The sequence below is a fragment of the Tetragenococcus koreensis genome, from assembly GCF_003795145.1.
Taxonomy (GTDB): Bacteria; Bacillota; Bacilli; order Lactobacillales; family Enterococcaceae; genus Tetragenococcus; species Tetragenococcus koreensis.
This window is the reverse complement of the sequence record NZ_CP027786.1, coordinates 2,515,371-2,527,253: the sequence shown is the minus strand read 5'-3', so window position 1 is coordinate 2,527,253 and position 11,883 is coordinate 2,515,371. Positions and strand designations below refer to the sequence as shown.

At 38.0% G+C, this 11,883-nt stretch carries 13 protein-coding genes; 2 read left to right on the top strand and 11 right to left on the bottom strand.

The genetic code is table 11. The features are described 5' to 3' along the window. Positions 1-11: 11 nt before the first annotated feature. Positions 12-671: a deoxyribose-phosphate aldolase gene (gene deoC / locus C7K43_RS12075; protein WP_124007057.1), complete on the bottom strand. Its 660-nt coding sequence runs from the start codon at positions 669-671 to the stop codon at positions 12-14. A gap of 209 nt (positions 672-880) precedes the next feature. On the opposite strand from deoC, the gene C7K43_RS12070 reads away from it, so the two are divergent. Next, positions 881-1,072 carry a type II toxin-antitoxin system HicA family toxin gene (locus C7K43_RS12070; RefSeq protein WP_124007056.1) on the top strand — a complete coding sequence of 64 codons (192 nt, stop codon included), beginning with the start codon at positions 881-883 and terminating at the stop codon, positions 1,070-1,072. A 37-nt stretch (positions 1,073-1,109) separates the two neighbouring features. Beyond that, positions 1,110-1,511, top strand: a complete 402-nt coding sequence (locus C7K43_RS12065; RefSeq protein ID WP_124007055.1) for a type II toxin-antitoxin system HicB family antitoxin — start codon at positions 1,110-1,112, stop codon at positions 1,509-1,511. 76 nt (positions 1,512-1,587) lie between these two features. Here the strand turns inward: C7K43_RS12065 and C7K43_RS12060 are convergent, their stop codons facing one another. From C7K43_RS12060 to C7K43_RS12005, 10 genes are all read right to left on the bottom strand, one after another. Continuing rightward, positions 1,588-2,811, bottom strand: coding sequence for an amidohydrolase family protein (locus C7K43_RS12060; protein ID WP_168712009.1), 1,224 nt, complete (start codon positions 2,809-2,811; stop codon positions 1,588-1,590). Between the two features lie 29 nt (positions 2,812-2,840). Further along, positions 2,841-4,085, bottom strand: a complete 1,245-nt coding sequence (locus tag C7K43_RS12055; RefSeq protein ID WP_168712008.1) for a citrate transporter — start codon at positions 4,083-4,085, stop codon at positions 2,841-2,843. Positions 4,086-4,237: 152 nt separating this feature from the next. Then, the gene (locus C7K43_RS12050) at positions 4,238-4,594 is read right to left on the bottom strand and encodes a group II intron maturase-specific domain-containing protein (RefSeq protein ID WP_124007220.1); all 357 of its coding nucleotides are present in this window, start codon (positions 4,592-4,594) and stop codon (positions 4,238-4,240) included. 53 nt (positions 4,595-4,647) lie between these two features. Continuing rightward, the gene (gene ltrA / locus C7K43_RS12045) at positions 4,648-5,508 is read right to left on the bottom strand and encodes a group II intron reverse transcriptase/maturase (RefSeq protein WP_124005095.1); all 861 of its coding nucleotides are present in this window, start codon (positions 5,506-5,508) and stop codon (positions 4,648-4,650) included. Positions 5,509-6,189: 681 nt separating this feature from the next. Continuing rightward, the gene (locus C7K43_RS12030; RefSeq protein WP_124007053.1) at positions 6,190-6,438 is read right to left on the bottom strand and encodes a type II toxin-antitoxin system Phd/YefM family antitoxin; all 249 of its coding nucleotides are present in this window, start codon (positions 6,436-6,438) and stop codon (positions 6,190-6,192) included. A 211-nt stretch (positions 6,439-6,649) separates the two neighbouring features. Then, positions 6,650-7,489 carry a PRD domain-containing protein gene (locus C7K43_RS12025; RefSeq protein ID WP_124007052.1) on the bottom strand — a complete coding sequence of 280 codons (840 nt, stop codon included), beginning with the start codon at positions 7,487-7,489 and terminating at the stop codon, positions 6,650-6,652. 18 nt (positions 7,490-7,507) lie between these two features. Further along, positions 7,508-8,932: a glycoside hydrolase family 1 protein gene (locus C7K43_RS12020; RefSeq protein WP_226996798.1), complete on the bottom strand. Its 1,425-nt coding sequence runs from the start codon at positions 8,930-8,932 to the stop codon at positions 7,508-7,510. Positions 8,933-9,001: 69 nt separating this feature from the next. Further along, complete coding sequence (locus C7K43_RS12015) at positions 9,002-10,843, bottom strand: beta-glucoside-specific PTS transporter subunit IIABC (RefSeq protein WP_124007051.1); 1,842 nt, start codon at positions 10,841-10,843, stop codon at positions 9,002-9,004. 248 nt (positions 10,844-11,091) lie between these two features. After that, entirely contained in the window at positions 11,092-11,376 is a 285-nt protein-coding gene (locus C7K43_RS12010) for a type II toxin-antitoxin system YafQ family toxin (protein ID WP_124007050.1), read from the bottom strand. Further along, positions 11,366-11,611 carry a type II toxin-antitoxin system RelB/DinJ family antitoxin gene (locus tag C7K43_RS12005; protein ID WP_124007049.1) on the bottom strand — a complete coding sequence of 82 codons (246 nt, stop codon included), beginning with the start codon at positions 11,609-11,611 and terminating at the stop codon, positions 11,366-11,368. Before C7K43_RS12005 ends, C7K43_RS12010 begins: the two co-directional genes overlap by 11 nt. Positions 11,612-11,883: the final 272 nt, after the last annotated feature.

The window sequence follows — 11,883 nt, the reverse complement described above, 5'->3', positions numbered from 1 at the left end:
TGTCTGCCTCCTCAAGCTAAAATTTTCTTGGTAGCACTAACACCTAAACGACTAGCGCCAGCTTCAATCATCGCGATCGCTTCTTCATAACTATGGATACCACCAGAAGCTTTAACGCCTAAACGATCCCCCACGGTTTCACGCATTAAGCGGACATCTTCTGTTTTGGCGCCTGCTGAACTGAACCCTGTCGAAGTTTTGACAAAATCTGCCCCTGCATGTTTAGCTAATTGACAAGCTTTTACGATATGATCCGGATCAAGAAATGAGGTTTCAATAATCACTTTTAGTATTTTATCGTGTTCGTGAACAGCGTTAGCAACTGCTACAATATCCCCTTCAACCGCTGCGTCATCACCACTAAGAAGTTCACCAATGTTAATTACCATATCAATTTCATCAGCGCCTTTTTTTATAGCAGATTCAGCTTCGGCAACTTTTGCTTCACCCGTCGTTGCGCCTAAAGGAAAACCAACCACTACACAAGTTTTGATATCCGTGTCAGCCAATCTTTTGGCAACAAAGGATGTCCAATAAGCATTCACACAAACAGCCGCTGTATTAAATTCTTTAGCCTCTTCGCAAGTTTGTTGAATTTGTTCTTTCGTTGCATTGGGTTGCAAATTCGTGTGATCCAAATAAGTCGCTAATTCTTCTTTTGTAAGTTCCATTTCTGTATCCCCTTTCAATTGTTTACAATTAAAATAATACCAACGATTTTTACAAATGTAAATGAAAAGCTTGAAATTTTGTTCATTTTAAACGATTTCAAACTATTTTAAAGGACGGAAAATACTAATTTCTCGCAAAAATTCCTTGTTTTTTATTGACTTATGCGCATAACGCGCATACAATCTAATTATAGGAAGGAGTTGAGTAAATGCCTCAAACAGCTAAACAGGTCATTAAGCTACTCAAAACATATGGGTTCGCTGAAACAAGAATAAAAGGTGACCATCACAGATTTGAAGATAATAAAGGTCATAAAGTATCAGTCCCATACAGTAGCTTGAAAGACGAAATAAAGCCAGGCACTTACAACAACATCCTAAAGCAGGCAGGGCTAAAATAGCCCTCTTACCTTTTAAAAAAAATAAGGAGGAATCATCATGGCACAAACACATTTTGTAGCTTATCCCGCCGTATTAGATGATAGCGAAAATAAACCAGGCGAATACAGTGTTAGTTTCCCGGACGTTCCAGGTGCTCTTTCAGAAGGTGTTGGTGTAGCACAAGCGTTAGCTCATGGTGCTGAAGCACTAGAACTAATGCTATATGATGAAAAAGAACTACCTGAATCGTCTGATCTAAAAACAGTGGAACAAGAATATCCTCATGCAATTGTTAGCTTTATTACAGTAGATTTAATTGCTGCTGCTAAAAAAGTTAAAAAGCCCGTCGTTAGAAAAAATACTACGATTCCTGTGGACCTTGCTGAAAAAGCAGACGCTGCTGATATCAACTTTTCTGAAACACTTACAGAAGCGTTAAAAGAAAAACTAGAAGCCTAGTATTTGCTAGGCTTCCTTTTTTTGCTTCAATTGTATAAAAAAAGCCTAACAACAACTGCTAGGCTTCTTCTATCTTTTACCGAAAAATCTTCACTTCTTTTTTGGTTTCAACTGTAATACGCCCGTTTTTAATCACGTATAAACGAGTTGGTATATCGATAATCGCGTCTTTAACCACTTTTGTATCAAGCAATACCACATCGGCTTTATTCCCTTGCTTAATGCCATACTCTGCCAATCCCATCGCTTTCGCTGAGTTTGTCGTAATCATGGGTAAAACTGTTTCAATATCATCAGCTCCGCCTAAATGTGCTGCCGGAATTGCCAACATTGCGCTTTGTAAAATGTCACCATTACCATAAGGTGTAAAAGCATTTCGAATATTATTTGTACTAATACAAACATTTACGCCGCCATCACGCAATTTACGAATTGGCGTAACCGCTCGACGAACATTATACTCATCATGACGTCCTCCTAGATGTAGATCGGTTGGCGGCAATGAAACAACGCTGATGTTCGCTTCTTTCATTAAAGCAATAATAGGATTTAATTTTTCATCAGGTAAAGCGTGTAGTGCTGTAATATGACCAACTGTCACGCGACCTTGATATCCTTCTTTGATCGTTTTCTTACATAGATATTCAATTGACATATGATCAGCTTCGTCACTAAAATCTTGATGTAAGTCGATATCTTTATCATATTTTTTGGCAATTTCAAAAATTAAATCGATATGTTCATTCGCTGGAGCGTCATTATACGGAATACCGCCGACAACATCTGCACCTTTTTCCATAGCTTCATACATCATTTTATCGGTGCCGGGGGCTTTAAAAATGCCTTCTTGTGGAAATGCAACAATTTGAATATCAACTAAATTTTTATATTCTTCTTTCAATTGCAAAATGGTATCAAAACCGGTAAAGCCTTGAGCCGGGTCGAATTCAGCATGAGAACGGATTGCTGTAACTCCATGTGCTATAATCATATCTAATACTTTTCTTGCACGTTCTTCCACATCTTCTTTGGTAAATGTTGGCTTTAATTCTGCAGTAACGGTAATTGCTTCTTGTAAGGTTCCTGATTTATTTGGTCGACGATCTGAGATTAACGCTTTATCCAAATGCACATGACTTTCTACAAATCCCGGAACTAAAACACGTCCGTCTGCGTCAATTTCTTGGTCTGCCTTTTTTTGAATATGGTCTGCAACTTCACTAATTTTTCCTTGATCAATTGCGACGTCTTGCAAAGGTTGATTATCTTCAATCCGTGCGTTTTTAATAAGTAAATCCATTCTTTGCATCCTCCTTAGAAAAGCTTATATTAAGCAAAAATAAACGAAATAATTAATAGTAGAACACTTGCCGTGCTGATCCATTTTACATTCCCTTTAACAATTTCAAGAATCGGTAATTGGAACCCTGAAGAAAGTGCTTGCATAGTAATATTTACAAAACTCATTTGGCTTCCCATGCCTACACCCATTGTAACAAATCCCAATGCAATTGGTGAAAAGCCTAAAGAAACTGCTACAGGTAAAACTAAAGTCAATACGGATCCAACATATGCTCCAGCTGGCACACCAATTAAAATACCTGTCAGAACAGCTACGGGCACCACAACAGCATTCGGGGCCGTATTTGCCAGTCCAGCGATAACTGAAAATGTTCCTGTTTGTGCAATCACATTAATAAACGCCAGGAAAATCCCCACTTGGAATAATCGGGTTAAAATGTAAGTTGAACCGTCAACCATCGCATCCACAGATTTATTTAATGAAAAATCAGTACATAAGTAAATTAAAAATAAAGTAACGATCATATAAACAATCGGAGTGAAAATTTCGAAACCAATCAGATCATTGACTAAAGGCCCTAAAATAACGGAAAATAGGAGAAAAATCGCTGGAAAAGTAAATTTCCATAGCTTGCCATTACTCATTTCTGCATATTCATCGTTTTCTTCTTCTTTAAAACCGATATTACGACGCTTGGTTCCCCAAAAAGCTAAAACCATCGCGATGACCACAAATAACAGCCAGTAAGGACGCATTGTAGAAACATAATCAGCAACTTCAAATTCTCCTAATTGCGAAACGATACTTGACTCTAAAGATGCGGGTGAAGTTGTAAAAGAAACCGCAGCAGCTAGCGACATGGCTGCAATCAATTCTGGAACTACACCTACAGCTGCAAAGGCTAAAGGCGCAATAACCATGGCACTACCGCCACCAATCCCTGACATATAAGTCGCAGCAGCCAGCAAAATCACAATAAAAACAGCGACCCACTCTACTCTGCCTTTCGTCCCTCTTTTAGCCAAAGTTAGCGCTGCCGAATAGCCGCCTGATTTAAAAACAGCCATTGCGATAGCCGAGTTAATAATAGGGACCGTAATACCTAACATAGTCGGGATCGCTTCTAAAAGTTGCTCATTTGCCTCAGCTAGACCAATCCCACCGATAATCATTGCAATCACACCGCCGACTAAACCGGCAATAACCATATCTACTTTCATAAATAGTAAAACCAATACAACAATCAGCGGAACAATCGATAACAGTGCCATAAACCCAATGGGGGCTTGTATATTCTCAATTTCTTCTGCAAAGGCTGCAGTTGGAAAAAGGAATCGAGTAGGAGATGAATGATTATTTCATTCATCGTCCTCTCACACCACCGTACGTACGGTTCCGTATACGGCGGTTCAATAATTTAAGCTTATTTCTCAAGGATTTCATTGAAATCCTTGAGTTTCCATTGTTTGAATTTTTCTTTCGTAAAGATTCGGTGGAGTAGTTTAGACTCGGAAATACGCCAATACGATTTTCGACTATTTGCATAAGTCATGGCTTCTCTGTGAGAAGCCCCTCTTGCTTTCAGTTGTCGATATTTTGTTGACACTTTCTTCCATCTTTTCCAAATAAGGGCGCGCAATCTTCTACGTAAGTGGGTCATTTGTTTCGCTAAGAAAGCCTTTAGTTCCCCTTTCTTATAATAGTTAATCCAACCTTGCGTATATTGATTGATCGATGAGATAATTTCGTCTAGGCTTCCCGATCTTTTCCGATTGGTCAGTTTCTTTAACTGTCTCTTGAACTTTTGTTTGGCCGACGCTGTGGGCCGGCTCTTTACTTTCCCTTATCTTTCCTCAGACGGAATCCGAGGTATTCCAATTGATGCGCCTTTACAATTTGGCTCTTCTCTTGGTTTACCGTGAGTCGTAACTTTCCTTCCAGGAACTGGGTGACACTTTCTTGAACCCTTTGGGCGGCTCGTTCACTTTGTACTAGCACGATAAAATCGTCGGCGTAGCGGATAAAACGATGCCCTCTCTTTTCGAGTTCCTTATCTAGTTGGTCAAGATAGACGTTGGCTAAAAGTGGAGATAAGGGGCTGCCCTGTTGGGCTCCTTGAGGTGTAGAACGGATAATTTCCCCGTCTAGTACGCCCGCATTGAGAAAATTCCAGATTAATTGAAGGATTTCTTTATCAGCGATATACCATTGCATACGATGCATTAGTTTCTGATGATTGATGGTGTCGAAATAACTTTTTAAGTCACAATCCACGACCACATTGTAGCCTTCTTCATAATATTTTCCTGCTTGATCGATTGCCTGTTGGCAATTCTTTCCAGGTCTAAATCCATAACTGTTTTTAGAAAAGGTCGGGTCGATCAAAGGGGTAATGACTTGTAAAATCATCTGTTGTACCACGCGGTCTCGTACGACAGGAATACTCAACTTTCGTTTCTTGCCGTCTTTCTTATCAATCTCTACCCGTTTGGTGGGCTGAGGACGATAAGTCCCTTCTTTCAGTTTTTGAACAAAAGGTTGTCGGTATTTGTTTAGATGTTCCTTGATTTCAAATACGGTCATCTCATCGATGCCTGGTGCTCCTTTGTTCTTCTTTACTTTCTCGATGGCTCGATCAATATTCATCGAACTTACGAGTTCGTCCATTAATGGATAGCCACTTTGGTTCTTCATTTGATTGTCGTGCTCCCTTACGCGCTCCTCATTTCCTCTTTTGCTTCCAGCTTATCCCTCCATGAGTGAGCTACCTCTCGGTCTTTACCACGGTATTGGCTGCGGTCCTGGTGAGCACATCCACCTCCTTGTTTACTTCAAAGTTATTATTGTTCAGTCCTTCGTATCGTAAGATACTACTATGACCTCGGCTGACTTCTATCGATTCGTTGTTACTACGATTGATTGCATTCGCTCGATAGACCTCCTCGGGTAAGGCGCGATCACCTTCCACTCATCTCACTGCTTCATTTACTGGATAGGATTCGGGCAGTATCGGACTTTGCTTTGTTTTGCAAGCTCATCCGTCCCAATCCAGCCTTCTTATGAAGTTCCTGTTCGTCAGTGCGAGTGTTTGCCTCCAGCTTCCTTCAGATTCCACCTCGCGATGGACATCCTTGCTTTTGGCTAACAGTTCCTACTGCCAAGCCTGTAGTGGACTTTCACCACCAAGTTATCGCCCATGCCGAGCGCACAAAAGACCCGCTAGCTAGTAGCTAGCGGGAAAGGAGTAAAAATGAAAAAGTGTTTTTAGGGTGTTTTGTTGGGATATTTATAATGTACCTATAAAATATGGAGAAATTATGACGATTCTTTTTTAAAAGTTTAAAAAAATGAATCCTATACTTTTTACTGTTCATTTCATGAACCTTTTGTATGCGATTTCAGTTCATCAAGAGATAATGATGGTTCAACCTTATGCGATTGAACGCCATTTTGCAGTTCACTGAACAAATCGATCGTTGCTTTCATTTTTTGCCACTCTTCATAATCAGTAACAACATATTTTGCATACCCATTTTTCGTCAAAACGACATGTGGCCCTTCCTGTACTTCGCTTAACATTTGGTTATACGACCTCAATTCTGATACTGGTACTACATGATCCATATTGTTCATCTCCATGTATTGTTTTTATTATTACACCATATTTTACGTGAAATTTTAAGGAATTGTTTCAATTAGCGGATTAACAAATCTAATAACTTACGAAAAGAAGCTTCTCATACACTTTATCAAAGTCATCCGAATAACGATTGCAATTTATTTTTTCTAGATACTAAAAGTCGACATTCGTACATTGATTGCTATTTTGCCAGTACTAACTACTTTTATTCATTAAGCGATTAATATGAACGCCCAAGTAAACGACTTCTTCTTCCGAAATTTTTTTATCATACATTTTATATAGATAGTCTTGTACTTTGATACCAATTTCCATGGCCGAAGGATACAACGTCCACATTTGTTTATATAATGCACTGCCACCTTCATCATCCATTAATTTTCCTGTGTAAAATCGTTCAACAAAATATTTAACATGAGTAATAAAACGCAGATAATGCACCGAGTCTTCATCAACTTCAGTCTGAATTGAATACCTCACCATATTCACAATGCCACCAATCATTTTGGCGGATTCTAAACTATCTGTCGACTCACTCTCTGACTGAGCATTGATTAAATGAAAAGCGATATTGGCTGCTTCTTCTTGGGGCAAATTAATATCAAAGGATTGGTTAATTATTTCTACTGCTTGCGTACTAACAGCATACTCTTTGGGGTAATAATTTTTTATTTCCCAATATAAACGATTAGCGATATTAATGCCATTTTGATAACGATCAAGAGCAAAATGAAGATGGTCCGTTAGGGTAAGAAAAATGTTATTATTCAATTTTGTATTTAAATTTTCTTCTGCTAGCGAAACAATTTTTTTGGTCAGCTCAAAAAAGGCCAGGGGAATGTCATCGATTAATTCTAGAATATATTCATTTTTGCTTTCATTTAAGGGAATAAATATCTTATCGACATCATTTTCATCAATTTGTTCCTCTTTTTTTCTAGCAAAACCAATACCTTTCCCTAGGACAATCATTTCTGCTCCATCTTTGGTAGCTAACACAACACTAGAATTTAGTACTTTCTTGATAGTCAGCACTTTAACTTCCTCCTAGTTCTATTCATCAAACAGTGCAGCGCCGTTGGTACGAATAACGTTTTGATACCAACCAAATGAATCTTTTTTCATACGATCATAACTACCATTGCCTTCATCATCAGCATCGACATAAATAAATCCATAACGCTTGGACATTTGCGAAGTTCCCGCACTCACTAGATCGATTGGCGCCCAACTGGTATAACCAATCAAATCAACGCCCTCATCAATTGCTTCTTTCATTTGTTTAAAATGCGCACGGAAATAATCCATTCGATAATCATCATGAATTTTACCATCCGCACTAATTGTATCTATGGCGCCCATCCCATTTTCAACAATCATTAAAGGCAATTGGTAGCGATCGTATAAATCAATCAATGAAATCTTTAATCCTTGTGGATCGATTTGCCAACCCCAATCGGTTTCTGGCAAATGTGGGTTTTTCACGCCCAGTACGGTATTGCCCGGTGTACGTTCTGCTTGTGGATTCCCAGATTCTGCCATTGACATGTAATAACTAAAGGTAATAAAGTCAACCGTATTTTCTTTCAAAATGCGACGATCATCTGACTCCATCGCAATATGGATACCTTCATTTTCCAAATGGCGTTCAATCATTTTCGGATATTCTCCTTTAACTTGAACGTCAGCATAGAAGTTATTTTCCAAATTCTTTTTCAAAGTAAGCTCCACATCTTGCGGATCACAAGTTAATGGGTATGTCATTAATTTGGTTAACATACAACCAACCATAACGTTTGGAATCTTTTCATGTGCTGCTTTGGTTACTAGCGCACTGGCAACAAATTGATGATGCAACGCTTGATAAACATCTTGTACCTCTTCACCAGGAGCAGATTTTTCTTCAATAACACCGGCTGTTTTAAAAGGATGACGATGAATACTATCGATTTCATTGAATGTCAACCAGTACTTCACATATTGCCCAAACTCATCAAAACAAACATTGGCAAAACGAACAAAATAGTCTATGATCTGGCGATCAACCCAACCGTTGTATTTGACGCTTAAAGCTAAAGGCATTTCATAATGAGAAAGGGTCACAATCGGTTCGATTTCCAACCGTTTCATTTCTGCAAATAAATTTTTATAAAACTCGACCCCAGTTTGATTAGGTTCCAATTCTTCTCCAGTAGCAAAGAGTCTAGACCAAGCAATAGAAACACGTAATGTTTTAAAACCCATCTCAGCAAATAATGCTAAATCTTCTTTATAACGATGGTAAAAGTCAATTCCTCTTCTTTTGGGATACCAGGTATCTGTTGGATCCTCGATCGCTTTTTGAATTGTTGCTAAATCTGTCGCTACATGTGCATTATAGTCTTTATTGGAAGCTTTCGGTTTATAGGTATCAACATCTGCCACTGATAAACCCTTGCCATCCGCATTCCAAGCACCTTCTACTTGGTTGGCAGCAATCGCGCCACCCTATAAAAAACCTTTGGGAAATTGATTTGTTTGCTTCATTTATATCCTCTCCTTATCTATTTATGCTAATTGACTGACCGTTAACAAAGGGTCTTCGAATGATACATTTCCTTGATCAATAGATGGTTTTACCTCAAAATTATTATTAGTTACTACACAAATTACTGTGGATTCAAAACCTTCGTTCTTTATTTTATCAATATCAAAAGTAATTAGCTGTTGTCCTTGTTCTACGCGGTCACCTTGTTTCACAAATGCTTGAAAGCCAACACCGTCCATTTTGACAGTATCAACACCAATGTGCAAAAGCAATTCGGCGCCATTATCTGTTTTTAAGCCTAAGGCGTGGTTCGTTTCAAAAATCATCGTAACTTCTCCTGCCACAGGCGCAGTTAATTTTCCTTCCGTGGGTTCAACAGCTATGCCGTCCCCCACTAAACCACTTGAAAATACATCGTCTTTCACTTCTGTTAAAGGTAAAACTCTACCTTTAACTGGACTTTCTAATATCACATCTTTTGTTTCGTTAATCACTTCATTATTTTCCTCTTCTGTAGTTGTCTCGTCTTTATACAAAATAATAGCAAAAATGAAAGCAGCCACAAAAGAAATCCCCAAGGTAGCAAACGCCCATACAATATTCATTGCGTTTTGTGGGTCAATAAACATCGTAATACTAGCAAGGCCTGGCCCAACAATAGCAAATGCCTCAAGGATCATAATGCCACTAAAAGAACCGCCAATGATACTAGCTAAAATAACACTATACAATACTTTTTTGTGTAAAACCGTTACTCCATATAAAGCAGGTTCGGTAATACCAAAAAGGGCAGAAATCCCAGCTGAAATAGCAGTAGGTTTTAGTTTTTTATCTTTTGTTCTTGAAGCAACCGCAAAGCAAGCCCCCGATTCGGCAAGATTATGGGCTAATGATGCAGGCATGTACAATGATTCTTTTCCTAGTTCACCCATTGAGCTAATCGCGTATGGAATCATTGCTTTATGCATTCCAGTAACTACCATAAATGGTAAAATACCAGCTAATATTCCGGTGGCCACCCAACCAAAATGACCGTACAACCAAATAATGGCAGAAGAAAACAGTGTCCCAAAATTATAACCCAATGGGCCTAAGATTAGTAGAGAAATAGGCACTGTAAGTAACAAGCTCATCATTGGAACAAAGAAGACACGAATTGATTTAGGTGTAATTTTATTAAATCCTTTTTCCATCTGTGCATAAAACAAGACAGTCAAGATCGCTGGAAATACTTGCGAACTATAATCAATTTCTTGAATATTAAAAGATAAGAAATTAGCTCCGTCTGCTATTAGCTCGCTCATACCGGGTAATAACAAGGCACCCACAGCAGATATAGCAACAAGTGGATTGACTTTTAATTTATTTGCAGATGTTACCGCAACTAGGATCGGTAGAAAATATAACGGTGCTGTACCTACATTATCTAAAATTTGGTAGGTTGTACTACCGTCGTCCATAACACCAATAGCCGCTAATAAAAGTAAAATGGATTTAAGAACTCCACCTCCTGCAATAGCCGGAACTAACGGTTGAAAGACTGCAATAATAAAGTCAAGTACGGTACTTCCAATACTTCTTTTTTGTGCCGGTCCATCTTGTGTATCCTCATTTGAAATATTTCCTACAATATTATTCACTTCCTGATAAACTTCCACAACATCATTACCGATAATAATTTGATATTGAACGTTTTTACGAACGCCTAACACACCATCAATTTTTTCTAACGCTGCGCTGTCGGCTTTATTATCGTTTTTCAAAGTAATTCTTAACCGCGTTGAGCAATGGTTTAAAAGCGAAATATTATCTTTTCCACCAAGAGCTGCAACAATCTCTTTTGCTGTTTGCTTGTAGTCCATAAGATATCCTCCATTTTATCTATTGAGTATTGTTAGCTAAACAAAAAAGGCAGAACCAAATACACTAGGAATGATTTTCCTAACGTAAAAGGTCCTGCCTGCATTACCAGTCACATGCCTGTATTTAACTGCTATTAATTTATCATATTTTATTTGGAAACGCAAACACTTTTTTGCTAAATTTCAAATCTGTTTTGCTTATATATAATAAAAGACTACTTTCTGATACCACATCAAAAAATAGTCTTTTATTTAAAGAGATCCGCATGAGTGCCCGTGTCAATAAATCGGACAAACTCGCCGTCATATTTATAAATCAATAGCCAATCCGGTTTAATATGCAAGTCACGTTCAGGTTTTCGATTTACTAAAGGATGATCGTTGTATCGAGGTTCTAATGGTTCGTTACACAAAAGTTTCCAATAAACTTTTTCAAAGTCTTCTTTTTTATAACGTCCGCCCTTAAGCATATTTCTATAATGCTTTTTAAACTTCCGCTCAAAAGCAGGCTTATATTTAGGCTTATTCCTCATTTAACCAATCCAAGCCTTCCTCACCGTTTTCAAATTCAATATAATCCTGACTTTTAATTGCTTCCTCTAATTGAGAAGATGGATCTGCAACTTCAAACGGAATTCCTCCAACTTCAATTGCTCTTTTAACAAAGATACGATAAGCCTCATTAGGCTCTAACCCTACGTGTTGCATCACTATTCTAAACTTTTCTTTATCTTCTTCATCTATTCTAAAATGCACTTGATTAGTCATAGTAAGCACCTCCTAAAGTTATTATACCACTTGGTACCAAAGCTAGCAATTATTCTTGTTCTAGTTTTTTATTTTCCTTTCTCATGTTATTATTCCATCTGTTTGCTAGATCATAAAATGTCCTCATGGATCAAAATTCTTCACCTTTGACAAGGATGATACCAAGTTTTCAGGTATAAAAGAATGTTAACTAAAAAATTATCAACGTTTTTCAGAAAATTAGTGAAAAATAACAAAAATTCAGGTAGGATAGACCCCTGAGCATAAGAAAT